Source organism: Polaromonas naphthalenivorans CJ2, assembly GCF_000015505.1.
Lineage (GTDB): Bacteria > Pseudomonadota > Gammaproteobacteria > Burkholderiales > Burkholderiaceae_C > Polaromonas > Polaromonas naphthalenivorans.
Genome location: NC_008781.1, coordinates 4,102,382 through 4,126,073, shown reverse-complemented (window position 1 = coordinate 4,126,073; position 23,692 = coordinate 4,102,382). Strand labels below are relative to the sequence as shown.

Sequence of the window (23,692 nt, the reverse complement as noted above, 5' to 3'; positions counted from 1 at the left end):
TGGGGGCCGGGCACGCTTGAGCCCGGCCGCATTCACTCCGCTGGCGTCAATGGCGTCAGTGCCGAGAGGCCGGGCACCGGGGCTGTCGCATGCGTGCGGCTTCGGGCCATCAGCCGGCTGACCGCTGCGTCAATGCCGGCGGCCACCGTCCAGCACAGCCAGGCGGTCCAGAAGGTGTGGCTCATGTAGTGGGCGCCGCGAACCTGCTGCGCCAGGCCAAAAACCAGCCCGGCCAGCATCGCCCCGGCCAGCCAGCGCCTGGCGGTTTTTGGCAGGGCATGCCTGAAGGCAAAAAAGCCGCCGACAAAGGCAAAGCCCGCCGAGGCATGACCGGCCGGGAAGCAGCCGCCGGTTCCGCCATCGCGCACGCCCCAGGCCCAGTGCGACACATAAATCGCCGCGCCGCCGAATTCCTGCAAGTCCCAGGGGCAGCTGGTGTGGCTGTGCAGCTTGATGGTCGAGACGGCCAGCAGGGCGGCCAGCGTGCTCAGGGCCAGTTGCGCCCGGCGCGCCATGGGCAACTGCCTGAGGGTGCCAGCGGGCAGGAAAATCCCGATCAGCAGACCCAGCTCAAGCACCCAGGGCCACAGGCGGATGTCGTCGTGCAGCAGGTTGCGCCATAGCCAGTGGCTCTCCAGCGCAAAGCCGCCGGCAGAACCGAACCAGTGCGCCATGACCAGATCAAGTCCTGAAAAGTCCCAGAGCAGCAACAGCAAAAAGCCGCCCAGTGTCCAGAATAAAAGGCGCGGCCGTGAGGAGAAGGAGGAGGGTGCAGGAAACAGAAGGTAAGACATGTAGGCATCGGGCGGGAACAGGTGGCGCCAAGGTAGCCGCAATGCCTTAAGTCATCCTTAACGGCGCGCAGGCGCCTGAGAAAATAAGTGCGGCGCATGACAATAGGCCCATGAGAATCCTGGTGGTTGAAGACGATGCGGGCATTGCCGTCGGCCTGCGGACCAATCTGCAGCAGCGCGGCTATGCCGTCGATGTGTGCGGCACGCTGGCCAGCGCCTGGGCGGCCCTGCGCAGCGAGCCTTTCGATCTGGTGCTGCTGGACCTGGGCCTGCCCGATGGCGAGGGCGGCAGGCTTCTGGAGCGCGTCAGGCAGTCGCCCTCTGCAGCGGGCAGCCTGCCGGACACCTTGACGCCCATCCTCATCCTGACCGCGCGCGACCAGGTGGCTGACCGCATCTCGGGGCTGAACCTGGGGGCCGACGACTACCTGGTCAAGCCTTTTGACCTCGATGAGCTTGAAGCCCGCATGCGCGCGCTGCTGCGCCGGGCCGCAGGCCGCGCCCATCCCCTGCTGGCGCATGGCGACCTGGTGATCGACCCGGCGGCCCATAGCGTGCTGCGGGCCGGCCAGCCGGTCGAGCTGACGCCGCGCGAATTTGCCTTGCTGCTGCTGTTGCTGGAGTCGCGCGGCCGGGTACTGTCACGCCAGCAGCTGGAGGCACGGCTTTACAGCTGGGACGATGGCGTCGGCAGCAATGCGGTCGAGGTGCATGTGCACCATGTGCGCCGCAAGCTCGGCGAAAGCCTGATCCAGACGGTGCGCGGCGTGGGCTATTTCATTCCCCGGGAAGACCTGCCATGAAGCCGCCCGCGGGCCGGCAGGCATCGCTGACCCGCCGCCTGATCCTGGGCGTGCTGGCGGCGCTGCTGCTGGTGTGGGCCGGATTCGTGATGGTCGGCTACCGCACCGGCATCCATGAAGCCGACGAGCTGACCGATGGCCACCTGGCCGGAACGGCGGCGCTACTGCTGGCGCTGGACCTGCCGCCTTTCGTGGAAGGCGCCCTGGAGCCGAACCGCCAGGCGAACCTGGGTGTGGCCCAGCGGTCTTTGGCCAGCCTGAAAAAGCACGACTACCAGTTCTCCCTGAGCGTGCTGGTGCGCGACGCCGCCGGCCATCTGCTGGCGCGCTCGGGCGAAGCGCCGCTGCCGCCTTTTTTGGCGCAGCGCGACGGATTTGCCGACCTGCGGCTGGGAACGCCGGCGACCGCATGGCGCAGTTTTTCACAATGGGACGCGGCGCACGGTCGCCAGGTGATGGTGCTGGTGAAAATCGAGGAGCGCGAAGACCTGGCGCAGGACGTTGCCGCCCAGCTGGCCGAGCCCGGCCTGTGGCTGCTGCCGGTGGTCGCGCTGGCGCTGGGCGCGGCCATTTTGCGCGGCTTGCAGCCGCTGCAGGCGCTGTCGCGCGACGTGGAGGCGCTGGAGGTGGACAAGGCCGAACGCCTGCAGGCCCGGCACCCTTACCGCGAGTTCAATTCGGTGGTCCGTTCCATCAACCGGCTGGTCGGCCAGCAGCAGGCCGCGCTGGAGCGCGAGCGCCAACTGGCCAGCGAGATCGCGCATGAACTGCGCACCCCGCTGGCCTCGATTGCCCTGCAGGCGGCGTCGCTCAAGGGCGTTTTGCCGGCAGAGGCGCAGGCGGCGGCGCTGCAGCAAATCGGCGCCGATGCCCTGCGCGCCGGCCATGTCATCGGCCAGCTGCTGGCCCTGGCGCGTACCGGCCAGTCCGGCCTGCAGCAAGCCCTGGCGCCACTGGACCTGGCGGCGCTGGCCCGGCAGGTGGTGGCCGACTATGCCCAGTCGGCCTGGCAAAGCGGTCATCAACTGAGCGTGCAGGGCGCTGAAAGCCTGCACATCCTGGCGCATCCGCTGCTGCTGGAGCTGGCCTTGCGCAACCTGATCGACAACGCCCTGCAGCACACCGCCAGAGGCACGACCGTGTGCGTCCAGTGGGGCTTTGAGGCGGGAGCGCCCTGGCTGCAGGTCTGCGATGACGGAACGGGCCACGGCAAGGGACAAGGGCCGGACGTCGCCCCGTCGTCCACCGAACGCCTGGGCCTGGGGCACAAGATTGTCGGCCGCGTGATGGATATTCATGGCGGCAGTTTTGCCCGGCATGCGGCTGCGGCGCCGTTTACCCGGTGTTACCGGCTGGCTTTTCAGCCGCTTTCCGGGCTTTCAAACGGTTGGCAGACGGTAGAATGAACGAAGGGGTTACGCTGCGGTTACCGCCCACTGCGGCACAGCGCTGAGTGCGGAGCAGCCTGGCAGACCATCATTTCGACAGCTTTTTAACTTTCAGGGGATTTCCATCATGGCACTTGTTTCGATGCGCGAACTGCTGGACCATGCCGCCGCCAACGGCTACGGCATTCCGGCTTTCAATGTCAACAACCTGGAGCAGGTCCAGGCCGTGATGGCCGCCGCCGACGAGGTCGGCGCGCCGGTCATTTTGCAAGCCAGCGCAGGCGCTCGCAAGTATGCCGGCGAAGCCTTCATCAAGCACCTGATCCTGGCCGCCGTCGAGGCCTACCCGCACATCCCGCTGGTGATGCACCAGGACCACGGCCAGAGCCCGGCCATCTGCCAGGGCGCGATTGACCTGGGCTTCAGCTCGGTGATGATGGACGGCTCCCTGGAAGCCGACGGCAAGACCATCGCGAGCTTCGACTACAACGTCGAAGTCACCCGCAAGGTTGTCGAGATGGCGCATGCCACCGGCGTGTCGGTCGAGGGCGAACTCGGCTGCCTCGGCAGCCTGGAAACCATGCAGGGCGACAAGGAAGACGGCCACGGCACCGACGCCGTCATGACCCACGACCAGCTGCTGACCGACCCCGAGCAGGCCGCCGATTTCGTCAAGCGCACGCAGTTAGATGCGCTGGCGATTGCCATCGGCACCAGCCACGGCGCCTACAAGTTCTCGCGCAAGCCCACCGGCGACATCCTGGCCATCGAGCGTGTCAAGGAAATCCACCGCCGCATTCCCAACACCCATCTGGTGATGCACGGCTCGTCCAGCGTGCCGCAGGATCTGCTGGCGATCATCAACCAGTACGGCGGCAAGATGAAGGAAACCTACGGCGTGCCGGTCGAGGAAATCCAGAAGGCCATTCAGTTCGGCGTGCGCAAGATCAACATCGACACCGATATCCGCCTGGCCATGACCGGCGCGGTGCGCAAGTTCCTGGCCGAGAACCCCGACAAGTTCGATGCCCGGGAATGGCTCAAACCCGCTAGAGAGGCCGCCAAGGCGATCTGCAAGCAGCGCTACATCGAGTTCGGCTGCGAAGGCCAGGCCGGCACCATCAAGGGCCAGAGCCTGTCGGTCGTGGCCGCCCAGTACGCCAAGGGCGAACTGGCGCAAGTCGTTCAATAAGCCAAGGTCCGCGCCATCCGCTTCGCCGGATTGGCGATAATTCAAGCCCGTGGTTGACCCAAGTCGCACGGGCTTTTTTACTTTCCAAACACGCAGACCCGCATGACCACCACGACCTCCGTACTTCACACCTCGGCCCTGACTTCCCTGCCCCTGCTCGCGCGCGGCAAGGTGCGCGACAACTACGCCGTGGGCAATGACCGGCTGCTGATGGTGGCCAGCGACCGCCTGAGCGCCTTCGACGTGATTTTGGGCGAGCCGATTCCCGGCAAGGGCGCGCTGCTCACGCAGATGGCGCTGTTCTGGTTCGACAAGCTCGGCAGCATCTGCCCGAACCACCTGACCGGCGAGGCGCCCGAAAGCGTGGTCACGGCCGCCGAAATCCCGCAGGTCGCCGGCCGCTCGATGCTGGTCAAGCGCCTCAAGCCGATTCCGGTCGAAGCCGTGGTGCGCGGCTACCTGGCCGGCAGCGGCTGGGTCGAGTACCAGCAAAGCCAGTCGGTGTGCGGCGTGCCGCTGCCCGCCGGGCTGAAAAATGCCAGCAAGCTGCCCGAGCCGATCTTCACGCCCGCCGCCAAGGCCGAGGTCGGCGAGCATGATGAAAACATCAGCTACGAGCAGGTCGTCAAGGTCGTCGGCCCCGAGCTGGCCGCGCAGATCAAAACGCTCAGCATCGCCATTTACGAAACCGCCGCCGCCTTCGCGCTGACCAAGGGCATCATCATTGCCGACACCAAGTTCGAGTTCGGCCTCGATGAAAACGGCACGCTGACGCTGATGGACGAGGTCTTGACGCCCGATTCGTCGCGCTACTGGCCGGTCGAAGGCTACGAAGCCGCCTTCGCCGCCGGGCAAAACCCGCCGAGCTACGACAAGCAGTTCGTGCGCGACTGGCTGGAAGCCGTTCGCATCAACGGCAAGCCCTGGGACAAGACCCCGCCGTCGCCGCACCTGCCGCCCGACGTGATCAGCAAGACCGCCGCCAAGTACCAGGAGGCGATGGCGCGGCTGACGGCTTGATGAGGCGTCTGCGGCCCGCATGATCTGTGCCGGTTGTTTTTAAAAAGGAGTTTCGCTTGAAAGTCTTCATTTTGTTTGCCAGCCTGGCGCTGGCCGGGTTGCTGGGGGGATGCTCGTCGGAGCAGTTCTATGCATCGGGCCAGAACTGGCAGCGTAATGAATGCAACAAGCTGCTCGATGCCCAGGAGCGCGGGCGATGCATGAAAAGTGCCAGTACCTCGTATGAAACCTACAGGCAGCAGGCCGAACGCGTCAAACCGTGAACGATGGGCGCCCGCCGCCCGCGTCTGGCCGCATGTCACAGCCCGCTAACACCACGCTCTGGCCGTTTTGCCCAAGAATCAAGCCTCTTTGTTCATCAACCCCGAGGAGACAAGCATGGCGGCCAAAAAGATTCTGATGATTTGCGGTGACTACTGCGAGGACTACGAAACCATGGTGCCCTTTCAGGCGCTGCTGGCCGTGGGGCACACGGTTCACGCCGTCTGCCCGGACAAGAAAGCCGGCGACCACATCAAGACGGCGATTCACGACTTCGAAGGCGCGCAGACCTACAGCGAAAAGCCGGGCCACAACTTTACGCTGAATGCCTCGTTCGCCGACATCCAGGTTGAAAGCTACGACGCCCTGGTCGTGCCCGGCGGCCGTGGCCCGGAATACCTGCGCACCTATCCCGCCGTGGTGGCGATGGTCAGGCACTTCTTCGAGGCCAACAAGCCCGTGGCGGCCGTCTGCCATGGCGCGCAGCTGCTGGCGGGCGCCGGCGTGCTGAAGGAGCGCACCTGTTCGGCCTACCCGGCCTGCCGCTTCGAGGTGGAGCAGGCCGGCGGCACCTATGCCGACATTGCCATTGACGCAGCCTACACTGACGGCAACCTGGTGTCGGCGCCAGCATGGCCTGCCCATCCGGCCTGGATTGCCCAGTTCCTGGCGCTGCTGGGGACGACGATCACGCATTGACACCCGGCCGGCGCGCGCTGCATGATTCCGGGAGCCGACAGGCTTTCGTCAAACTATTCAAGCCGCTGGAGACGCATCATGTGTGAGGTATTTATCAGCGCCGATCCGGCGCTCTACGAAAGCCGTATCCGTTCGGTGCGCCTGCATGGCGTGGCGACCAGCATCCGGCTGGAAAACCTGTTCTGGGATGTGTTGGGCGACATTGCCAGCCGCGATGGCATGAGCGTGCCCCAGCTGTGTACCCGGCTGCATGACGAGCTGGAGGCCGAGCGCCAGGGCATCGAGAATTTCGCCTCGTTCCTGCGCGTGTGCTGCGGCCGCTACCTGGCGCTGCAGCTCTCGGGCGGCATTCCGCGCGATGCCTCCATTCCCATCGGCAGCCTGAACGCCAGGCGCGTGCTGGCGACCGAGCAGCGGCCTTTTTCTTCACGGCGGGCGCCGGACCGCGAAACGCCGCAAACGCTGGCGGCCTAGCTCAGCACCACGCTGCTCAGGCGCCGCCGGTAGGTGGCCACGGTGGCGTCTTCTGGCGGAATCTGGCCGTCGGCGACCTTGGGCTTGGGCGCTTCCATGATGTCGAGGATGGCGATGTAGGTCTTGCGCGCCAGGCCGTCGGACCAGGTCTTGTCGCGCATCAGGATTTCGAGCAGCTCGTCGAGCGCGTCGGTCCAGCGCTGGCCGGCCATCAGCCAGCGGGCCTTGTCGAAGCGCGCGTCAAAATCACGCTTGTTGGCCGCTATTTTTTCATCAAATCGGGCTTCTGCGCTTTCTGCATCTGCATGAGTAGCTACAAAATCAATAGCGTCCATCCAGCGCTTGAGCGAATCGAAGCGCCGCACCGATCCGGTCTGCGCAATCACCGGCGCAAAGGCGACCTTGGCGTCGTCGTCGCGGCCCAGCAGCAAGAGATGCTTGACGTAGTCAAAGCGGGCATTGTCATTGGCCGGCGCGGCGGTCACGGCGTCCTGCAGCCGCTGCAGCACGGCCTCGGGGTCGGTGTCGTCGAACGCCTCCAGCGCCAGGCTTTCTTCGGCGGGCGCGACATGGCGCTCCAGAAACGCCCGGATCTCGCTTTCCGGCAGGACGCCTGCAAAGCTGTCCACCGGCTGGCCGCCCACCATCAGGATGCAGGTCGGCACGCTCTGGATGCCAAAGGCGGCGCTGAGTTTTTCCTCCCGGATGGCGTCCACCCTGACCAGCTTGAAGCTGCCGGCATAAGCGGCTTCGAGCTGTTCCAGCAGCGGGCCGAGCAGCTCGCCGGGGCCGGCTCCGGGCGCCCAGAAATCAAGCAGCACGGGAACGGTTTTGGAAGCCTCCAGGACTTCCTGTTTGAAATTGGCAAGGGTGGCGTCGATCATGGTGTTGTGGAGCTAGGGGGTTGGACAAGGGGTTTTCAAGCGATGGGCCGGCCGGTGCGCAGCCTTTCGCGGCAGGCAAGACGATAGCATGCAAGCGCTGGCGCGGGGCCTGGCGCGCCGCCAGGGGGCGCTGAAGGCGCCAGCCTTTAAAATCAGTGCTTCCAGGCGCACCGCCGGCAAACCTCACGACTTGAAATCTCCCTTATGAAGACAACTAACAATCCGGCAAGCCCCCTGGTGGGCGTGGTGATGGGCTCCAGCAGCGACTGGGACACGATGCAGCATGCGGTGCAAATCCTGCAGCAGTTCGGCGTGGCGCACGATGCGCGCGTGGTGTCGGCGCACCGCATGCCCGACGACCTGTTTGCCTATGCCGAGCAAGCTGCCGGGCGCGGCCTGCAGGCGATCATTGCCGGCGCGGGCGGCGCGGCGCATTTGCCGGGCATGCTGGCGGCCAAGACGATTGTTCCGGTGCTGGGCGTGCCGGTGGCGAGCCGGCATTTGCAGGGCGTCGATTCGCTGCACAGCATCGTGCAGATGCCCAAGGGGATTCCGGTCGCCACGTTTGCGATTGGCAACGCCGGCGCGGCCAATGCGGCGCTGTTTGCCGTCGCCATGCTCGCCCTGCACGACCCGGCGCTGGCTGAAAAGCTGCAGGCGTTTCGCGCCGAACAGACCGCTGCCGCACGCGCCATGACGCTGCCTGCGCTATGAGTGCCCTGCCGATTTTCCCCGGCACGGTCGATGCAAGCGGCCGGCCCGCCACGCTGGGCGTGATGGGCGGCGGCCAGCTGGGCCGCATGTTCGTGCATGCCGCGCAGCGGCTGGGCTATTTCACGGCGGTGCTCGACCCCGATCCGCAAAGCCCGGCCGGCCTGGTCAGCCATCACCACATCCCTTTCGGCTACACCGACAAGCAGGGCCTGGCGCAACTGGCCGGGATGTGCGCGGCCGTCACCACCGAATTTGAAAACGTGCCGGCATCCGCCTTACAGACGCTGGCCGAAAGCCTTCCGGTGGCGCCCGGCGCGGCGGCCGTGGCGATTGCCCAGGACCGGATTCAGGAAAAATCGCATTTCACGGCCAGCGCCGCCGAATCGGGTGTGATGGCGGGCGTCAGCTGCGCGCCTTACGCGGTGATTGAAACTCCGGACCAGCTCCAGGCCGTGCCCGCCGACCTGCTGCCCGGCATCCTGAAAACCGCGCGCATGGGCTACGACGGCAAGGGCCAGATGCGCGTGAACAATGCCGCCGAACTGGCGGCTGCATGGGCGGAACTCGAAGGCGTGGCCTGCGTGCTGGAAAAACTGCTGCCGCTCAAGGCCGAATGCTCGGTGATCGTGGCGCGCGGCTGGGACGGCCGCATCGTCAGCTTTCCACCGCAACGCAATGTGCATGTGGACGGGATTCTCGCCGTGACCGAGGTTTATGAAGGAAATATGCCTTCTGCGCTTGCTGCACGGGCGCAGGCAGCTACTGAAACCATAGCGAACCACATCGGCTACGTCGGCGTGCTGTGCGTCGAGTTCTTTCTGATCGACGACGGCAGCGAGCACGGCGCGCTGGTCGTCAACGAGATGGCGCCGCGCCCGCACAACAGCGGCCACTACACGATGGACGCCTGCGATGTGTCGCAGTTCGATTTGCAGGTGCATGCCATGGCCGGCTTGCCGCTGCCCGCGCCGCGCCAGCACTCAAAGGCCATCATGCTCAATCTGCTCGGCGATGTGTGGTTTGACGCCCAGGGCGAAGCGCGCACGCCCGACTGGCAGGCGGTGCTGGCCCTGCCGGGCGCGCACCTGCACCTGTACGGAAAAACCGACGCCCGGCCGGGTCGCAAGATGGGTCATCTGACGATCACCGGCGCCGACGTGGCGGGCGTGAAGGCCGTGGCGCGCCAGGCGGCGGCGATCCTTAGCCTGCCCGGATTCGAGGCCGCCTGATGATCCGGCCCGGCACCGACCCGCAGGCGATTGTGGAGGCCGCCCGCCGCATCCAGGCCGGCGCGCTGGTCGGCTTTCCGACCGAAACCGTGTATGGTTTGGGCGCCGATGCGTCCAGCGATGCCGCCGTGGCCGGCATTTTTAAAGCCAAGGGCCGGCCCGCCGACCACCCGCTGATCGTTCATGTGGCCGACGCCAGCCAGGTGAGCGACTACGCCAGCAGCGTTCCGGCGTTTGCCGCCCGGCTGATGCAGGCCTTCTGGCCCGGGCCGCTGACGGTGATCCTGCCGCGCCGCGAAGGCGTGGCGCTGGCCGCCGCCGGGGGCCAGGAGTCGATTGGCCTGCGCTGCCCGGCGCATCCGGTGGCGCTGGCTTTTTTGAAGGCCTGTGGCACGGGCGTGGCCGGGCCGAGCGCGAACCGCTTTGGCCGCGTCAGCCCGACCACGGCGCTGCATGTCGCGCAGGAGTTTGGCGACGAGCTGCTGGTGCTCGACGGCGGGCCGTGCGCGGTCGGCATCGAGTCCAGCATTGTCGATTGCACCCGGGGCCGGCCGGTGCTGCTGCGCCCCGGCGTGCTGACCCGCGCGCAGCTTGAAGCCGCCTGCGGCGAGCCGGTGCTGGGCAAAGAGGATGCGCAGGCGGCCGGCAGCGCGCCCCGCGCCTCCGGCACGCTGGAAGCGCATTACGCGCCGAACGCCAAGGTTCGCCTGATGGATGCCGGCGCGATGCAGGCCGCCCTCGACCTGCTGGGCGCCGACGCGGCGCATATCGCGATTTATGCCCGCACGCTGCTGGGCATCAAATCGACTAGGGTGCTATACCGCCGCATGCCCGACGACGCGCTGGCCACCGCGCAGCAGCTGTTCGCCGTGCTGCGCGACTTCGACGCCCAGGGCGCCAGGCTGATCTGGGTGGAAACCCCGCCCGTGGCCTGCGAGTGGGACGGCGTGCGCGACCGGCTGGGGCGCGCTGCGGCGAGCTAGGCGCAGGCGCTAGCCCTCCTCAGTTCAGCGCGGTCCGCAGGTTGTTTTTGTAGCTGTACAGCGTCACGGCCGGCTTGGTCAACTCGCCGTTGGCCGTGAAGGCGATGCTGGCGGTCACGCCCTTGTACTGGGTCTTGCCGATGAAGGGCAGGTAGGTTTTGGGGTCCACCGAGTTGGCGCGCTTCATCGCATCGACCAGCACGTAGGTGGCGTCGTAGGCATAGGGGCTGTAGATCTGGAACTGGCCGGGGAACTTGGCGTCGTACCTTTTCTTCCACTCGGCGCCGCCCTGCATCTTCTGGATCGAGGCGCCGCCGGTGGCGCAGGTCACGTTTTTCACTGAGCCGGCCTTGCTCGACAGGTCGGGCAGCTTTTCGGTGCACATCGCATCGCCGCCAAAGAATTTCACATTCGACAGGCCGAGCTGCTCCATCTGGCGCAGCATCGGGCCGGCCTGAGCATCGAGCCCGCCGAAGAAAATCGCGTCGGGCTTCTTGGCTTTGATGCCGGTCAGGATGGCCATGAAATCGGTGGCCTTGTCGGTGGTGAACTCTTCGCCGACGACCTCGATGCCCTTTTGTTTGGCCGTGGCCTTGAACACGTCGGCCAGCCCCTGGCCGTAGGCGGTGCGGTCGTCAATGACCGCCACTTTCTTGATTTTCAGCGTGTCGGCGGCAAAAATCGCGAGCGCCGCGCCCAGCGCGTTGTCGTTGGCGATCAGGCGAAAGGTGGTTTTGTAGCCCGGCTTGGTCAGGTCGGGGTTGGTGGCGGACGCCGTGATGTTGGGAATGCCGCACTTGTTGTACACGCTGGCGGCGGGAATGGACGTGCCCGATTGCAGGTGGCCAATCACGCCGGCCACCTGGGTGTCGCACAGCTTCTGGGCCACGGCGGTGGCCTGGCGCGGGTCGCCGGCGTCGTCCTCGGCCACCAGTTCGAACTTGATCTTCTTGCCGCCGATCACGAGGTTCTGGGCGTTCAGCTCGTCCAGCGCCAGGCGAACGCCGTTTTCGGTGTCTTTGCCGATGTGCGCGATGCCGCCCGAGATGGGGCCGGCGTGGGCGATCTTGACGGTCTGCGCGTCCTGGGCGTGGGCGGCAAAAGCCAGGGTTGCAACGGCAGCAGCGATAAGAGACTTTGCGGGCAAGGGGAACGGTAAAAGCATTTCTAAATCTCTTGGTCAAAGGAAAAATTATAAAAGCCCATTTTTCCCCTGGTTTTTCCCTGGTCAGGGTCAGGGTTTCCGACGCCAGCCGCGCCCCCGACTCGTGTCCAATAGCCGCATGCACTCCAACGACGCCATCGACCACCGCCTGACCGATCTGGAAATCAAGGCCAGCTTCAACGAAGACCTTCTGGACCAGCTGAACCAGGTCATCATCCGCCAGCAGCAGCAAATCGACGCACTGCTGCGCGAAGTTGCCCAGCTCCGGCAGCAGATTCCGGACGCGGGCAGTGGCGTGTTCAGCCGGGCCGGCGACGACCTGCCGCCGCATTATTGAGCGCGCCGCACGCTATTTTTCTGAAAATTAATGATGAAATATGGCTTTTGCGCATATTCCATAAGCGCATACAGCTATAAATAACGTAGCAAATGAAAGCGCTGGTTTGCCGGATGTAAACAGTTGAAACATCCATAGACCATCCACTTGGATGGTTATAAGATGGCGCCATGCCACCTAAAACCGCCAGCCATGCCGCCGCCCTCAAGCCGGCCGACGAAAAAATCACCATCAACCTGGGCTATGTCGATCTCGGCCAGATCGACCTGCTGGTGCAGGAGGGCTTTTATGCCAACCGCACCGACCTGATCCGCACCGCCATCCGCAACCAGCTGACGACCCACTCCGAGGTGGTCAGGCAGGTGGTGGCGCGCAAGACGCTGGTGCTCGGCATCCAGCATTTCTCCGCCGCCGACCTGCGCGCCGTCCAGGCGTCGGGCGAAGCCCTGCAGATCCGCGTCCTCGGCCTGGCCACCATCGCGCTCGATGTCACCCCGGAACTGGCGCTGGCCGCCATCGACTCGGTGGTGGTGCTGGGCGCGCTGCATGCCAGCCCGGCCGTGAAGGCGGCGCTGGCCGGCCGCATCCGCTGATTTTTTGTTTTTTGTCGATTCCCAAGTTCTCCCACCCGTTTTCCTGAAAGGAAACACCATGAACCCGAACCTTGAACGCATCCTGTCCGAAGCTTCGCGCGTGGCGCAGGGCGCCATCCAGCAAGCCATGGCTGCAGCCAGCCAGCGCCACGAAGGGGGCGGCGGCGCGCCCATGCTGCAACTGCTGGCGGCCGCGCCAAAAAACCCGGCCAACCCGGCCAATGCAATGAATTCCCTGAACAACCCGGCCTTCCAGAACTCCATGGCCGAGGCCACCCGCCTGATGCGCAGCGGCAACCTGCAGGCGGCCACCGCCGCCATCCAGGCCGCGCTCGGTGGCGCCGCCCTGCCTGCAAGCGTTGACGACGACCTGAACATCATCGACGTGGAGGCGCATGAAGTCGGCCGCGCAGCGCCGGCACCGCAAAAGCCGGCCCAGACCGTCAAGCCCGGACCATCCGGCCAGTTCATCAGCGGCAGCCACACCGAAGGCGCGGCCGGCACGCGCGAGTACAAGCTCTACATTCCACCGGCGTCCTTTGCCGAGCCGCTGCCGCTGGTCGTGATGCTGCACGGCTGCACCCAGAACCCCGACGACTTTGCCGCCGGCACCAAGATGAACGAGGCAGCGCTCCAGCGCGGTTTCTACGTGCTCTACCCGGCGCAGACGCAGCACGCCAATTCGTCGCGCTGCTGGAACTGGTTCAAGCACAACCACCAAAAGCGCGGCCGGGGCGAGCCGGCGCTGCTGGCCGGCATGACGCGTGACGTGATGAGCCGCTACAACATCGACCCGCAGCGCGTCTATGTGGCGGGCCTGTCGGCCGGCGGCGCCATGGCGGCGATCCTGGGTGACGCCTACCCCGATCTGTTTGCCGCCGTCGGCGTGCATTCGGGCCTGCCCACCGGCTCGGCGACCAATGTGCAGACCGCGCTCGGCGTGATGCAGACCGGCGCGGCCCCCGGCGCACGAACCGCTGCCAGCCCACCGACCATCGTCTTTCACGGCGACAAGGACGCCACCGTCAATCCGGCCAATGGCGAGCATGTGGTGGCCGCCAGCGCGGGCGCTTCAAGGCCGGAACAAAAACGCGCGCGCAGCCCCAACGGCCGCGACTACACGCAGCGCATCTACAAGCAGGCTGATGGCCGGGTCGTGGCCGAACACTGGGCCGTGCATGGCGCCGGCCACGCCTGGTCAGGCGGCAGCGCGCAGGGCTCGTACACCGATGGCGCAGGCCCCGATGCCAGCGAGGAGATGCTGCGCTTCTTCCTGGCGAACACGCTGCCCGCGAAGCATTGAGGGGCGCTGCGCCAGAAAACAGGCAATCAGCAAGGCGCCCGATGTGTCACGAAAGCCCCCTACCTGTTGTCGGTTTCAGCCGCCAGGGCAGCCATGGCGGCGGGGTATTTCTGTTCAGCGGCGCGCTTGAGCCAGCGCAGGGATTGTTCGCGGTCTTTGGGCTGTCCGCGACCTGTGCGGTACATGACGGCTGTCGCGTACTGCGCTTCGGCATTGCCGGCCTGCGCAGACTGCATGAAGAATTGAGCCGCCTGCCCCAGATCACGTTCCACGCCGCGGCCTGCCTCGTACATCCAGGCCAGCCGGGTGCGCGCAGCCAGGTTGCCGCTGTCGGCCGCGCGCTTATAAAGCACCGCCGCTTCGGCATGCCTGCCCGTGCTGGCCAGTATTTCGGCTTCCTCAAACGTGCCGGGCGGGCGCTCCGGCTGGTCCAGCGATGCCAGCCGTTCGATGGCATCCTTGTCGCCGTGGGCTGCGGCAAGGCTCAGGTACTGGCGCGCCTTGGCCAGATCCTTGTCGATGGCGCCGCCCGTGCTGTAGAGCATGCCAAGCCGGTACTGAGCCTTGAAGCCGCCCGCGTTGGCCGCTGTCACGTAAAGGGCCTCCGCCCTCCTGAGATCCCTGGGCTCGCCCAGGCCATCTTCCGCCAGGATGGCCAGATTGAACAGCGCATCCGCATTGCCCACGCCCGCAAGCGTTTCCCAGATATGGCGGGCCTCGGCGTAATGCGCCATCTTGAACTCGGCATAAGCCTTGTAATTGCCCATGGACGGGTTGCGCAGCCAGTCCTCGGCCGTGCTGTCCTGGCCCTGTGCGGCAAAAGCTGACATCAGCAGCACCTGGCTGGCCAGGATTTTTTTGAACGCAGAAAAGTTCATGGCATGGATTCCTGTCAAAAAAGCCAAGGGTTCGAGGTGCGGGTTGCCGATTCTAGGAGGCCGTGTCCATTTCAGTGCGGAAAATCACTTATAGAATGGCGCCCCCTGTCAATCCCTACCTGTCTGCCCCGCCATGAACATCACGGTCAACGAAGAACTGCTTGCCTACATCGACCCACTGACCCCGGAGGAAAACGAAGCCCTGGAGCGCAGCCTGCTGGCCGAGGGCTGCCGCGATGCCCTGGTGCTGTGGGGCGATATGCTGGTCGATGGCCACAACCGCCACCGCATCTGCACCCAGCACGGCATCCCTTTCAACACCGTGCAGAACACCCGCTTCAAGTCGCTGGACGATGTGCATCTGTGGATGATCGACCAGCACCTGGGCCGGCGCAGCGTGTCCGATTTCCAGCGCGGCGTGCTGGCCCTGCGCAAGAAGGACATCCTGACCGCGCGCGTGCAGCCAGCGCCTGGCGAGCCGTCCGCTTCTGTTGCCGAAGCTGCGCCGGGCGAGGCAAAGCCCGAGCCGGTGCCAACCCGCGACGCCATCGCCAAGTCGGCGCGCATCAGCAACAACACCATCAACCAGATTGAAAAGATCCAGAAGTCGGCCGCGCCCGAACTGGTGGCGGCCGTGAAGTCGGGAACGATTTCGATCAACGCGGCGGCCACCGTGGCATCGCTGCCGTTTGACGCGCAGGTGGCGGCGGTCGCCGGCGGCAAGAAAGAGCTTCAGCAGGCCGCCCGGCAGGTGCGTGAAAGCAAGGCCGTGGCCCGCACCGAGCCCGAATCGCCCGAAGGCGTGATTGCCCGGCTCAGGCAGACCATCACCGAACTCAGCGCCGAGAACGCGGCGCTGAAAGCTAGGCTGGCTGGGCTGAATTCCTGACGGGGCCGCGCGAATTCACCCAGCGCATGCCGGCCGTGATGGCCAGCACGACCGCCACGTAAAACACAATCTGCATGCCCGCCGGCTGTGCTTCGTAGCCGATCAGTCCGTGCAGCAGGGTTCCGGCCGCCGAGGTCTGCGACAGCAGGCCCGAACTGTCCCACAGCGGCGCGCCAAGGCTGGGCAGCAGATCGGCCTGGATCAGGAAGCGGGCGGCCTGCGAAGCCATGCTGGCGGCCAGCAACAAGACGAAGACGCCGGTGATCGAGAAAAACCAGCGCAACGGAATGCGCAGCAGCCCCGCGTACAGCAGGCCGCCGACCAGCAGGCCCGCCGCCAGGCCGCTAAGCCCGCCGCCAACGGTGTTGCGCAGCCCGTCTTCGCTGCTGGTGGCCAGGCCGTAGAGAAACAGCACCGTCTCCGAGCCTTCGCGCAGGACGGCCAGGGCCACCACCATGAAGATCACGGAACGCTCGCGGCTGCCGTCATGGATGGCGCGCGCGGTGCTCTTGGCCTGCGCGGCCATTTCGCGGCCATGAATCGACATCCAGATGTTGTGCCAGGCCAGCATGCCCACGGCCAGGATCAGGATGCCGGCATTGAACAGTTCCTGGCCGACGCCGCTGGCCATGTCGGAAATCAGCCCCATGCTCGACGCCACCAGCGCCGCGCCCGCGAGCCCGGCAAGTATTCCGGCGGCTATCCAGCGCCCGCGAGAGGCAATCCCGAGCGTGGCGGCGGCCATGATGCTGATGATCAGCGAAGCTTCCAGTGATTCACGAAAAACGATGAGTGCGGCGGCGAACATGGCGGATTCCGGAAGGGCGTGGAGGCTTATTTGACGACGATGGTGCCTTGCGCGGCGGCATCGTTCTCGTGGTATTCCTCGACGAACGGATAGCGGCCAGGCTTCAGGGGGCCAATGTTGACGGTGCCGGTGGAGTTGCCCGCAATGACTTTCTCGCGGCCCAGCGGCTTGCTTTCAAACTCAGCGGGGGTGGCATCCTTGTTCACCACCAGCAGCTTGATTTTTTTCCCGGCGGGAATCGTGATCTCCTTGGGCTCGAAGGCGTGATCCTTGATCGTCAGGGTGAATTCATCAGCGGCGGCAAAAGCCGTGGTGGCCGCAAACGACAACAGGGCAATGGACAGCAGGCGTTTCATTTTAATTTCCCAAATTTAATGATAATGGTTCTCATTATAAATGGCGAGTTCGTGAAAGCGTTGACCTTGATCAATATGCGGTCGGGTGCGCCGCCTGCCCGGCAGCCATGCGCGATAGACTGGGTTCACGAGCCCTGCTCGCAACCCAAGGAGTGCCCATGCCCGCTATGATGAAAGCCGCCGTGTTTGTCGAGCCCGGCCGCATCGAGATTGTCGACAAGCGCATCCCCGATGTCGGCCCCAACGATGCCCTGGTGCGCATCACCACCACCACCATCTGCGGCACCGATGTCCACATCCTCAAGGGCGAGTACCCCGTCGCCAAGGGGCTGACGATTGGCCACGAGCCCGTGGGCGTGATCGAAAAGCTCGGCAGCGCCGTGCAGGGTTACAGCGAAGGCCAGCGCGTGATTGCCGGCGCCATCTGCCCCAACTTCAACTCCTACGCCGCCCAGGACGGCGCGCCATCGCAGGACGGCAGCTACCTGGTGCCCATGGGCCTGTGCGGCTGCCACGGCTACAAGGCCACCGCCGGCTGGCGCTTTGGCAACCTGATCGACGGCACGCAGGCCGAGTACGTGCTGGTGCCCGACGCCCAGGCCAATCTGGCGCCGATTCCCGACGGCCTGAGTGACGAGCAGGTGCTGATGTGCCCGGACATCATGTCCACCGGATTCAAGGGCGCGGAAAACGCCAACATCCGAATCGGCGACACCGTGGTGGTGTTCGCGCAGGGGCCGATTGGCCTGTGCGCCACCGCCGGCGCGCGGTTGCTGGGCGCCAGCACCATCATCACCGTCGATGGTAACGACCACCGCCTTGGCATTTCGAAAAAAATGGGCGCCGACGTGACGCTCAACTTCAACAACTGCGATGTGGTTGATGAAATCATGAAGCTCACCGGCGGGCGGGGCGCCGATTCATCAATCGAGGCACTCGGCACGCAGGCCACCTTCGAGTCGGCGCTGCGCGTGCTCAAGCCCGGCGGCACGCTGTCCAGCCTGGGCGTGTATTCGAGTGACTTGAAAATCCCGCTGTCCGCCTTTGCCGCCGGGCTGGGCGACCACACCATCAGGACTGCGCTATGTCCCGGCGGCAAGGAACGCATGCGCCGGCTGATGAATGTGGTGGCGTCCGGCCGGATTGACCTGGGCGTGATGGTCACGCACCAGTACAGGCTGGAGAACATCGCCGCCGCCTACGACTTGTTTGCCCACCAGCGCGACGGTGTGCTCAAGATCGCGATCAAGCCGTGAGCCGGGCTGCGAGAGGCGGCTAAGGGGCTGAACCTGCACCGTCGCGGTAAAACGCTTCGACCACGCCTTTGAGCTTGATCAGCAGCGGGCGGCCCTTGCGGTCCAGCGTCTTGCCGGCGGCCACCTTGATCCAGCCTTCGCTGATGCAGTATTCCTCGACATTCAAACGCTCCTTGCCGTTCAGCAAAATCCCCACGTCACGCTCGAACACGGCGGCGACATGATGGGGGCTGCGCGGGTCAACGGACAGGCGGTCGGGCAGGGCGGGGAGTGAAGTGGCTTCGTTCATGGGTATCTTTTTGAGTTAACGCGAATAGCGCGAATGGGGGTCGATTTTCCATGATCCGGAACTTGTCCCCGTCTCAAACCTTTTTCAGGAAGCAGGCCTTGAGCATGAAGCTGCCGGCGTCCATTTTGCAGTCCACCTCGTGGTCGCCGCCGACCAGGCGGATGCTCTTGACCTTGGTGCCCATCTTGAGCGTGGTCGATGAACCCTTGACCTTCAGGTCCTTGATCAGCACCACGGCGTCGCCGTCGGCCAGCACGTTGCCGTTGGAATCCCTGACCACCGCATCGTCGCTGTCGTCGGCGTCAAGGGCGGCTGCGGCCATGGGCCACTCGTGGCCGCAGTCGGCGCAGACGTAGTTTTCACCGTCCGGGTAGGTGTTTTCCATCGTGCATTGGGGGCAGGCGGGGGCTGTGGTCATGGGGTTTCTCGGTTTTCTGAGGGTTTTAACGGATTCAGAGTATCCGCCATGGCTTGGGCCGGGTGCTTTTCCGGCCTTGTCTTCACCGTTCCGTCAGCGCCAGCGCATCGGCCAGTGCCTGAATGATGTCGGCGCGCAATGCTGTCCATGCCTCGCCGCCCTCGATGACAAAGCGCTGGTTGACCTCCAGTTCAATGCCGACATACTGCTCAGGCGCGTGGCGCTTGCGCAGCAGCGCGGTCAGGCCGTCGCCCTTGCCTTCATACGGATAGTTGCGGCGCAGTTTCAGTTCGGGCCGGCGCTGCCTCAATGCGCCCAGCCAGCGCGACGCCAGGACGCCTTCGCCGGCGCGCCTCGGGTCATACAGCCAGGCCACGTCGGCCTGCCGCACCACGCCATGGAGTTCGGGCGTGAAGCTGTGCGACGCGACATGCAGCACGCGCTGGCCTGCGGCAATCCGGCAGGCGACTTCCGCTTCCACCGCGTCGCGGTGCGGCCGGTAATAGCGTGCGGCGATGTCGCTCCGGGTCGAACGCGCCAGGGCGCGCGTGGCTTCCGAATGCAGTTGCCGGTGGCCTATCGAGCGGTTCAGGTCGATCAGCAAGCGGGTCGTGGTGGCCGCGAACAGCGGCGCATCCAGCGCCTGGGCCATCTGCTGCGCGAGTTCTAGCGCCCCCGGATCCCAGCCGCGATGCGTCTTCAGCAGGGCTTCATGGTCCGCGAACAGGGGCGCGTAGGCCGCCGGCACCTCGTGCCCGCCGTGCTCGCAGGTGATGATGAGCGCGTCGCCGGGATTCACACCGTCTGCACCGGGTTGCCGTACACATCGACCTCGTAGGTCGTGACCTCGAATTTTTTCAGCGTGTTCACGCCAAAGCACATCGTGATCGGCACGTCGCCGGCATCGCGGCCGCGCGCCATCACCACGCGCCCGATGCGCGGCGTGTTGTGGCGCGCGTCAAAGGTGTACCAGCGGCCGCCCAGAAACACCTCGAACCAGGCGCTGAAGTCCATCGGGTAAGGCACGGGGGGAATGCCGATGTCGCCCAGGTAGCCGGTGCAGTAGCGGGCCGGGATGTTCATGCAGCGGCACAGCGTGACCGCCAGGTGCGTGAAGTCGCGGCACACGCCGGTGCCCTCGCGCCAGCCTTCGACGGCGGTGCGCGTGGCGCGGGCCGCGCTGTAGTCGAAGCGGATGTGCTGGTGCACGAAGTCGCAGATCGCCTGCACCCGCGCCCAGCCCGGCGGCGTCTGCCCGAACTGGTTCCAGGCGAACTGCAGCAGTTCGCTGTCCACCTCGCAGTAGCGGCTGGGCAGCAAAAACTGCAGCGTCGCGGGCGGAAGCTCTGTCGGGTCATGCTGCCAGGCCGCCAGGTTCACCTCGTCAGGCAAGCCCGAGTCGCGAATGATCGACGCGCTGTGAAAGCGCACCTCGCTGACACCGGCCAGCGCATTGACCCGCCCGCACTGGTTGCCGAAGGCGTCCAGGTATTCGTCCACCCGCAGGGCGGGTTCGACCATGACGACCTCCGGCGCCATCAGGTCATCGCGCCGCGACGGATGCACATGCAGCACATAGATGAGCGCCATGGGCGAGGTGATGGCAAGCTGGATGTCGAAACCGATTTTGATATACATAGGATGTGCGCAGCCAGAAAAGTGGTTGGGGCGTAACGGCATGTTCCCGGTTCAGCCGGGTCCATTGCCTTAAATGTGCGGGTCGGCGCGTGATGGCGCTATCGTCGCTGGCGCCGTGCAGGCGTCAGAAACAGGAGATTGTTGGGGTGGGAAAACCCTAGGTGGCGGAAAAATGCCGCAACCGCTTCCGCATTCAGCCATTTCCGGTGTTTGACACGGAAAGCGGACACGCATGAATCGTGCCCCAAGCCTGTCCGGGCGCGCTATTTGGCTGCGGGTCGCCGCTGACATCGCGGGTCTTGAAGCTGAGCCAGGCTTGCGGCACAAAGCTCGCGGTGGTCAGGCATGCGGCCAGCGAGCCGATGAGGTCGATCAGGTTCACCGGCTGCCTTCCTTGACGGCCCAGTCCACCAGCGCTTCGAGCGCCGGCCGCGCCGCCGGTGCGTTGGCGTGGTTGACGATGCCGACCACCACCAGGCGCCGGCCGCTGGGCGTGTGCACGTAGCCGGCCAGCGCGGTGGCGTCGCGCAGGGTGCCGCTCTTCAGGTGCGCCCAGCCCTGCGAGACCTGCGACTTGCTGCGCTTCAAGGTGCCATCGACGCCGCTGATCGGCAGCGAGGCCATCAGCTCGGGCATGGCGCCCGAGACATAGGCGGTCTGCAGCATGCGCGCCAGGCCCTGTGGCGTGACGCGCTCCAGCCGCGACAGGCCCGAGCCGTTGTCCAGCACCGGCATGTCCGGGGCATTGCCCGGCCCGCCGTTCTGCGCACCAAAACGGCCCTGCCACCAACCGCGCACCGCCTCGCGCGAAGCCTCGTTGCTGGCGCCGCCCGGGCGCTGCAGGCTGAGCGTCAGGAACAGCTGCTGCGCCATCACGTTGTTGCTGAACTTGTTGATGTCGCGGATGATTTCGGCCAGCGACGCCGATTCCATCTCGAACGCCGGCGCCAATCCGGGCGGGGCCACGCCATCCCTGACCTGTCCGCCCAGCGTGCCACCCATTTCCTGCCACAGCCCGGCAATCGCCCGCTGCGCATAGCTGGCCGGGTCGGGGTAGGCGATGGCCCAGACCTTCTCGCCGCAGGCCGCCGGGTAGCTGCCGGCAAAGGCCATGCGCAGCGGGTCGGCAAAGTCGGGCTGGAGCTGCGCCCGGTAGTCGCCGCATTCGGCCAGACCAGCGCGGCCGTTGCTTCCCGCCGACAGCGGCACGCCGGGCTGCATCCGCACGCCGGCCAGCGGCGGGTCGTAGCTGATGCTGGCGCTGCCGCTGCCCGGATTCGGCGCAAACGTCATCACCACCGACTTGTAGTTGAGCAGCAGCGCATCGGGTTGCACGTTGTAGGGGCGCAGCGCCTCGCCGTCGAAGTCGCCGGGGTGTTGCGTTGACGCCGCAAAGGCGCTGCGGTCGAGCAGGATGTCGCCTGTGATGGTCTTGATGCCCAAGCCCTGCACCCGGCGCAGCAGCAGCCACAGCCGCTCCATCACCAGCTTGGGGTCGCCCCGGCCCTGGATGATGAGGTTGCCGGACAGCACGCCATTGGCAATCGGGCCGTCGGCATAGACCGGCGTGCTCCAGGTGTAGGCCGGGCCGAGCAGTTCCAGCCCGGCATAGGTCGTGACCAGCTTCATGACCGACGCGGGGTTCATGGCGCTGCCGGCGCGCCAGCTGAGCAGCGGCGCGGCCCTGCCGTTGATGGCCGGTGCGGCATCGACGACCACGGCGGCGAAGGCCTCGCGCGGCACCTTGGCACGCGCCAGCAGGGCATCGACTTCGGGCGGCAGGGTTTGGGCGCTGGCGGACAGGCTGGCCAACGCTGCCAGCAGGCCGGCGGTCAGGCGCGCGGTGAATCGGGCCGGGAAGGGGGTCAAAAGCATGCGGCGATTATCAGTTGCCGGCCGGGCGCGCTGGCAGGCCGGATAATCGCTGGATGCGTGACGCCGACCGCCTGCGGGCTGGCGCGGCATGCCGATTGAATGACTATGATTTTGATAGCTGCTTGCGCTTGACCAGCATGCGTAAAAGCCTTATTTGATGCCTAAACCTCTTAAATTCCTCGCGTTTGACACCAGCACCGACCGCATGTCGGTCGCCGTGACCGACGGCGCGCGCGTCTGGCAGCACAGCGGCCCGGGCGGGGCGCAGGCCTCGACCACCTTGATCCCGGCGATTCTGGCGCTGCTGGCCGAGTCCGGCATGGGCCTGGGCGAGATGGATGCCATCGCTTTTGGCCGCGGGCCGGGCTCGTTCACCGGCCTGCGCACCGCCTGCGCGGTGGCGCAGGGCCTGGCCTTTGGCGCCAACCACGGCGCGGGCATTCCGGTGCTGCCCATCGACACGCTGATGGCCGTGGCCGAGGAGGCGCGCTTCCAGCAGGCCGGGGCCATGGCTTCGGGCGATGCGCCTTTCACCATCACCGCGCTGCTCGATGCCCGCATGGACGAGATGTATGTGCAGAGCTATGAATTCCGTAGCGGCGGGTACACGTCCATCAAGGACTGCGAGCTGATCCGGCCCGAAAACCTGGTGCCCGGGGCATCGGCGCGGCTGCTGGCCGGCAATGTGTTCGGCGTCTATGCCGGCCGTCTGCCCGCCGCCGTGGCCGCGCTGCCCTGCATCGAAGCCTATCCGGCCGCCACCGCGCTGCTGCGGCTGGCGCCCGCGCTGGCCGCCGCCGGGCAGTGCATCGAGGCCGCCCTGGCCCTGCCGCTGTATGTGCGCGACAAGGTTGCCCAGACCACCGACGAACGCGCGCAAATCAAGGCCGACGCCCAGGCCGCCCTTGCCGCGCCGGTCATCCCGCTTGAAAGCTGAGCGCTTATGAATGCAGCATTCCAGCCCCTTGAAGCCCGCTTTGAACCCATGACGCCCGACTGGCTGCCGGCGGTGCTGCGGGTGGAGCAAAGCGCTTACCCGCAACCGTGGAGCGAGCGCAATTTCCTGGACTCGCTGCAGGCCGGCTACCAGGCGCAGCTGCTGACGGCGGGCAGCGCGGAAAAGCCCGAGCTGCTGGGTTATTTTGTCGCCATGAAGGGCGTGGACGAGGTGCATCTGCTCAACATCACCGTGGCGCCGGCCTGGCAGCGCCAGGGCTGGGCGCTGGTGATGCTCGACGCGCTGGGCGTCTGGTCGCGCGGGCAGGGCGCGCTGTGGCTGTGGCTGGAAGTGCGGGTCAGCAACGCGCGCGCGCGGTCGGTTTACGAAAGCCACGGCTTTCGCCATGTCGGCACGCGCCGCAACTACTACCCGGCCAGCGCGGCATTGCCCCGGGGCGAGGATGCCATCGTGATGAGCCTGGCCCTGTCAGTTTTTTGATGAAAAGC

28 protein-coding genes and 1 pseudogene are annotated in these 23,692 nt (G+C 65.8%); 17 read left to right on the top strand and 12 right to left on the bottom strand.

The features are described from left to right. Window positions 1-32: 32 nt before the first annotated feature. Window positions 33-794, bottom strand: a complete 762-nt coding sequence (locus PNAP_RS19350) for a phosphatase PAP2 family protein (RefSeq protein ID WP_049763720.1) — start codon at window positions 792-794, stop codon at window positions 33-35. Between the two features lie 110 nt (window positions 795-904). Here PNAP_RS19350 and PNAP_RS19345 point away from each other — a divergent pair, with 110 nt between their 5' ends. From PNAP_RS19345 to PNAP_RS19315, 7 genes are all read left to right on the top strand, one after another. Next, window positions 905-1,597, top strand: a complete 693-nt coding sequence (locus tag PNAP_RS19345; protein WP_011803233.1) for a response regulator — start codon at window positions 905-907, stop codon at window positions 1,595-1,597. Next, entirely contained in the window at window positions 1,594-3,003 is a 1,410-nt protein-coding gene (locus PNAP_RS19340) for a histidine kinase dimerization/phospho-acceptor domain-containing protein (RefSeq protein WP_011803232.1), read from the top strand. The genes PNAP_RS19345 and PNAP_RS19340 overlap by 4 nt, the downstream gene beginning before the upstream one ends. Before the next feature lie 109 nt (window positions 3,004-3,112). Further along, a complete protein-coding gene (gene fba / locus PNAP_RS19335) occupies window positions 3,113-4,177 on the top strand; it encodes a class II fructose-bisphosphate aldolase (protein WP_011803231.1) in 1,065 nt (354 codons plus the stop codon). A gap of 102 nt (window positions 4,178-4,279) precedes the next feature. Then, window positions 4,280-5,197: a phosphoribosylaminoimidazolesuccinocarboxamide synthase gene (locus tag PNAP_RS19330; protein WP_011803230.1), complete on the top strand. Its 918-nt coding sequence runs from the start codon at window positions 4,280-4,282 to the stop codon at window positions 5,195-5,197. 56 nt (window positions 5,198-5,253) lie between these two features. Then, complete coding sequence (locus PNAP_RS19325; protein WP_041376824.1) at window positions 5,254-5,460, top strand: hypothetical protein; 207 nt, start codon at window positions 5,254-5,256, stop codon at window positions 5,458-5,460. A gap of 115 nt (window positions 5,461-5,575) precedes the next feature. Next, window positions 5,576-6,157 (top strand): DJ-1/PfpI family protein, encoded by a 582-nt coding sequence (locus PNAP_RS19320; RefSeq protein WP_011803228.1) that lies wholly within the window; start codon window positions 5,576-5,578, stop codon window positions 6,155-6,157. A 78-nt stretch (window positions 6,158-6,235) separates the two neighbouring features. Next, a complete protein-coding gene (locus PNAP_RS19315; RefSeq protein WP_011803227.1) occupies window positions 6,236-6,631 on the top strand; it encodes a ribbon-helix-helix domain-containing protein in 396 nt (131 codons plus the stop codon). On the opposite strand, the gene PNAP_RS19310 is transcribed toward PNAP_RS19315, so the two are convergent. Beyond that, entirely contained in the window at window positions 6,628-7,515 is an 888-nt protein-coding gene (locus PNAP_RS19310) for a tetratricopeptide repeat protein (protein WP_011803226.1), read from the bottom strand. The genes PNAP_RS19315 and PNAP_RS19310 overlap by 4 nt on opposite strands. A gap of 204 nt (window positions 7,516-7,719) precedes the next feature. On the opposite strand from PNAP_RS19310, the gene purE reads away from it, so the two are divergent. From purE to PNAP_RS19295, 3 genes are read left to right on the top strand one after another with little or no spacing between them, the layout of a single operon-like run. Beyond that, window positions 7,720-8,229, top strand: coding sequence for a 5-(carboxyamino)imidazole ribonucleotide mutase (gene purE / locus PNAP_RS19305; RefSeq protein ID WP_011803225.1), 510 nt, complete (start codon window positions 7,720-7,722; stop codon window positions 8,227-8,229). After that, on the top strand, window positions 8,226-9,458 hold the full coding sequence (locus tag PNAP_RS19300; protein ID WP_011803224.1) for a 5-(carboxyamino)imidazole ribonucleotide synthase: 1,233 nt from the start codon (window positions 8,226-8,228) through the stop codon (window positions 9,456-9,458). The genes purE and PNAP_RS19300 overlap by 4 nt, the downstream gene beginning before the upstream one ends. Further along, entirely contained in the window at window positions 9,458-10,441 is a 984-nt protein-coding gene (locus PNAP_RS19295) for an L-threonylcarbamoyladenylate synthase (RefSeq protein ID WP_011803223.1), read from the top strand. Before PNAP_RS19300 ends, PNAP_RS19295 begins: the two co-directional genes overlap by 1 nt. A gap of 19 nt (window positions 10,442-10,460) precedes the next feature. On the opposite strand, the gene PNAP_RS19290 is transcribed toward PNAP_RS19295, so the two are convergent. Further along, window positions 10,461-11,606 carry a branched-chain amino acid ABC transporter substrate-binding protein gene (locus tag PNAP_RS19290; RefSeq protein ID WP_011803222.1) on the bottom strand — a complete coding sequence of 382 codons (1,146 nt, stop codon included), beginning with the start codon at window positions 11,604-11,606 and terminating at the stop codon, window positions 10,461-10,463. A gap of 118 nt (window positions 11,607-11,724) precedes the next feature. Between PNAP_RS19290 and PNAP_RS19285 the strand changes: the two genes are divergently transcribed. From PNAP_RS19285 to PNAP_RS19275, 3 genes are all read left to right on the top strand, one after another. Then, complete coding sequence (locus PNAP_RS19285) at window positions 11,725-11,943, top strand: SlyX family protein (protein ID WP_041377475.1); 219 nt, start codon at window positions 11,725-11,727, stop codon at window positions 11,941-11,943. 170 nt (window positions 11,944-12,113) lie between these two features. Continuing rightward, window positions 12,114-12,536, top strand: a complete 423-nt coding sequence (locus tag PNAP_RS19280) for a CopG family transcriptional regulator (RefSeq protein WP_011803220.1) — start codon at window positions 12,114-12,116, stop codon at window positions 12,534-12,536. A gap of 58 nt (window positions 12,537-12,594) precedes the next feature. Then, window positions 12,595-13,839, top strand: a complete 1,245-nt coding sequence (locus PNAP_RS19275) for an extracellular catalytic domain type 1 short-chain-length polyhydroxyalkanoate depolymerase (protein ID WP_011803219.1) — start codon at window positions 12,595-12,597, stop codon at window positions 13,837-13,839. Between the two features lie 59 nt (window positions 13,840-13,898). Here PNAP_RS19275 and PNAP_RS19270 read toward each other — a convergent pair whose 3' ends face one another. Then, complete coding sequence (locus tag PNAP_RS19270; RefSeq protein WP_011803218.1) at window positions 13,899-14,717, bottom strand: tetratricopeptide repeat protein; 819 nt, start codon at window positions 14,715-14,717, stop codon at window positions 13,899-13,901. Window positions 14,718-14,850: 133 nt separating this feature from the next. On the opposite strand from PNAP_RS19270, the gene PNAP_RS19265 reads away from it, so the two are divergent. Further along, on the top strand, window positions 14,851-15,606 hold the full coding sequence (locus tag PNAP_RS19265) for a ParB N-terminal domain-containing protein (RefSeq protein WP_011803217.1): 756 nt from the start codon (window positions 14,851-14,853) through the stop codon (window positions 15,604-15,606). Here PNAP_RS19265 and PNAP_RS19260 read toward each other — a convergent pair. Both PNAP_RS19260 and PNAP_RS19255 read right to left on the bottom strand, forming a co-directional pair. Continuing rightward, the gene (locus PNAP_RS19260) at window positions 15,581-16,414 is read right to left on the bottom strand and encodes an FTR1 family iron permease (RefSeq protein ID WP_011803216.1); all 834 of its coding nucleotides are present in this window, start codon (window positions 16,412-16,414) and stop codon (window positions 15,581-15,583) included. The genes PNAP_RS19265 and PNAP_RS19260 overlap by 26 nt on opposite strands. A 26-nt stretch (window positions 16,415-16,440) precedes the next feature. Beyond that, a complete protein-coding gene (locus PNAP_RS19255; RefSeq protein WP_011803215.1) occupies window positions 16,441-16,770 on the bottom strand; it encodes a cupredoxin domain-containing protein in 330 nt (109 codons plus the stop codon). Between the two features lie 158 nt (window positions 16,771-16,928). Between PNAP_RS19255 and PNAP_RS19250 the strand changes: the two genes are divergently transcribed. Next, window positions 16,929-18,026, top strand: a complete 1,098-nt coding sequence (locus PNAP_RS19250) for an NAD(P)-dependent alcohol dehydrogenase (RefSeq protein WP_011803214.1) — start codon at window positions 16,929-16,931, stop codon at window positions 18,024-18,026. Between the two features lie 19 nt (window positions 18,027-18,045). Here the strand turns inward: PNAP_RS19250 and PNAP_RS19245 are convergent, their stop codons facing one another. The 6 genes and pseudogenes from PNAP_RS19245 to dacB all read right to left on the bottom strand — a co-directional run bounded on the left by PNAP_RS19245 (window position 18,046) and on the right by dacB (window position 22,246). After that, window positions 18,046-18,315: a DUF3297 family protein gene (locus PNAP_RS19245; protein ID WP_011803213.1), complete on the bottom strand. Its 270-nt coding sequence runs from the start codon at window positions 18,313-18,315 to the stop codon at window positions 18,046-18,048. 73 nt (window positions 18,316-18,388) lie between these two features. Further along, window positions 18,389-18,733, bottom strand: coding sequence for a zinc ribbon domain-containing protein YjdM (locus tag PNAP_RS19240; protein ID WP_011803212.1), 345 nt, complete (start codon window positions 18,731-18,733; stop codon window positions 18,389-18,391). Between the two features lie 82 nt (window positions 18,734-18,815). Continuing rightward, window positions 18,816-19,532: an N-formylglutamate amidohydrolase gene (locus PNAP_RS19235; RefSeq protein WP_011803211.1), complete on the bottom strand. Its 717-nt coding sequence runs from the start codon at window positions 19,530-19,532 to the stop codon at window positions 18,816-18,818. Further along, window positions 19,529-20,371, bottom strand: a complete 843-nt coding sequence (locus PNAP_RS19230; RefSeq protein ID WP_041376822.1) for a transglutaminase-like domain-containing protein — start codon at window positions 20,369-20,371, stop codon at window positions 19,529-19,531. Before PNAP_RS19230 ends, PNAP_RS19235 begins: the two co-directional genes overlap by 4 nt. 280 nt (window positions 20,372-20,651) lie before the next feature. Continuing rightward, window positions 20,652-20,753: pseudogene (locus PNAP_RS28345) on the bottom strand (PQ-loop domain-containing transporter); the annotation flags it as partial. Then, entirely contained in the window at window positions 20,750-22,246 is a 1,497-nt protein-coding gene (gene dacB / locus PNAP_RS19220) for a D-alanyl-D-alanine carboxypeptidase/D-alanyl-D-alanine endopeptidase (protein WP_041376821.1), read from the bottom strand. The gene dacB and the pseudogene PNAP_RS28345, both read right to left, overlap by 4 nt. A gap of 157 nt (window positions 22,247-22,403) precedes the next feature. On the opposite strand from dacB, the gene tsaB reads away from it, so the two are divergent. Together tsaB and rimI are read left to right on the top strand one after the other, a co-directional pair. After that, window positions 22,404-23,183, top strand: a complete 780-nt coding sequence (tsaB, locus tag PNAP_RS19215) for a tRNA (adenosine(37)-N6)-threonylcarbamoyltransferase complex dimerization subunit type 1 TsaB (protein WP_011803208.1) — start codon at window positions 22,404-22,406, stop codon at window positions 23,181-23,183. 6 nt (window positions 23,184-23,189) lie between these two features. Further along, complete coding sequence (gene rimI, locus PNAP_RS19210) at window positions 23,190-23,684, top strand: ribosomal protein S18-alanine N-acetyltransferase (protein WP_011803207.1); 495 nt, start codon at window positions 23,190-23,192, stop codon at window positions 23,682-23,684. The last annotated feature ends 8 nt before the right edge of the window (window positions 23,685-23,692 follow it).

Coding starts and splice junctions, on each gene's coding strand:
- PNAP_RS19350 (WP_049763720.1), bottom strand. CDS start 794: ATGTCTTACCTTCTGTTTCCTGCACCCTCCTCCTTCTCCTCACGGCCG.
- PNAP_RS19345 (WP_011803233.1), top strand. CDS start 905: ATGAGAATCCTGGTGGTTGAAGACGATGCGGGCATTGCCGTCGGCCTG.
- PNAP_RS19340 (WP_011803232.1), top strand. CDS start 1,594: ATGAAGCCGCCCGCGGGCCGGCAGGCATCGCTGACCCGCCGCCTGATC.
- fba (WP_011803231.1), top strand. CDS start 3,113: ATGGCACTTGTTTCGATGCGCGAACTGCTGGACCATGCCGCCGCCAAC.
- PNAP_RS19330 (WP_011803230.1), top strand. CDS start 4,280: ATGACCACCACGACCTCCGTACTTCACACCTCGGCCCTGACTTCCCTG.
- PNAP_RS19320 (WP_011803228.1), top strand. CDS start 5,576: ATGGCGGCCAAAAAGATTCTGATGATTTGCGGTGACTACTGCGAGGAC.
- PNAP_RS19315 (WP_011803227.1), top strand. CDS start 6,236: ATGTGTGAGGTATTTATCAGCGCCGATCCGGCGCTCTACGAAAGCCGT.
- PNAP_RS19310 (WP_011803226.1), bottom strand. CDS start 7,515: ATGATCGACGCCACCCTTGCCAATTTCAAACAGGAAGTCCTGGAGGCT.
- purE (WP_011803225.1), top strand. CDS start 7,720: ATGAAGACAACTAACAATCCGGCAAGCCCCCTGGTGGGCGTGGTGATG.
- PNAP_RS19300 (WP_011803224.1), top strand. CDS start 8,226: ATGAGTGCCCTGCCGATTTTCCCCGGCACGGTCGATGCAAGCGGCCGG.
- PNAP_RS19295 (WP_011803223.1), top strand. CDS start 9,458: ATGATCCGGCCCGGCACCGACCCGCAGGCGATTGTGGAGGCCGCCCGC.
- PNAP_RS19290 (WP_011803222.1), bottom strand. CDS start 11,606: ATGCTTTTACCGTTCCCCTTGCCCGCAAAGTCTCTTATCGCTGCTGCC.
- PNAP_RS19285 (WP_041377475.1), top strand. CDS start 11,725: ATGCACTCCAACGACGCCATCGACCACCGCCTGACCGATCTGGAAATC.
- PNAP_RS19280 (WP_011803220.1), top strand. CDS start 12,114: ATGCCACCTAAAACCGCCAGCCATGCCGCCGCCCTCAAGCCGGCCGAC.
- PNAP_RS19275 (WP_011803219.1), top strand. CDS start 12,595: ATGAACCCGAACCTTGAACGCATCCTGTCCGAAGCTTCGCGCGTGGCG.
- PNAP_RS19270 (WP_011803218.1), bottom strand. CDS start 14,717: ATGAACTTTTCTGCGTTCAAAAAAATCCTGGCCAGCCAGGTGCTGCTG.
- PNAP_RS19265 (WP_011803217.1), top strand. CDS start 14,851: ATGAACATCACGGTCAACGAAGAACTGCTTGCCTACATCGACCCACTG.
- PNAP_RS19260 (WP_011803216.1), bottom strand. CDS start 16,414: ATGTTCGCCGCCGCACTCATCGTTTTTCGTGAATCACTGGAAGCTTCG.
- PNAP_RS19255 (WP_011803215.1), bottom strand. CDS start 16,770: ATGAAACGCCTGCTGTCCATTGCCCTGTTGTCGTTTGCGGCCACCACG.
- PNAP_RS19250 (WP_011803214.1), top strand. CDS start 16,929: ATGCCCGCTATGATGAAAGCCGCCGTGTTTGTCGAGCCCGGCCGCATC.
- PNAP_RS19245 (WP_011803213.1), bottom strand. CDS start 18,315: ATGAACGAAGCCACTTCACTCCCCGCCCTGCCCGACCGCCTGTCCGTT.
- PNAP_RS19240 (WP_011803212.1), bottom strand. CDS start 18,733: ATGACCACAGCCCCCGCCTGCCCCCAATGCACGATGGAAAACACCTAC.
- PNAP_RS19230 (WP_041376822.1), bottom strand. CDS start 20,371: ATGTATATCAAAATCGGTTTCGACATCCAGCTTGCCATCACCTCGCCC.
- dacB (WP_041376821.1), bottom strand. CDS start 22,246: ATGCTTTTGACCCCCTTCCCGGCCCGATTCACCGCGCGCCTGACCGCC.
- tsaB (WP_011803208.1), top strand. CDS start 22,404: ATGCCTAAACCTCTTAAATTCCTCGCGTTTGACACCAGCACCGACCGC.
- rimI (WP_011803207.1), top strand. CDS start 23,190: ATGAATGCAGCATTCCAGCCCCTTGAAGCCCGCTTTGAACCCATGACG.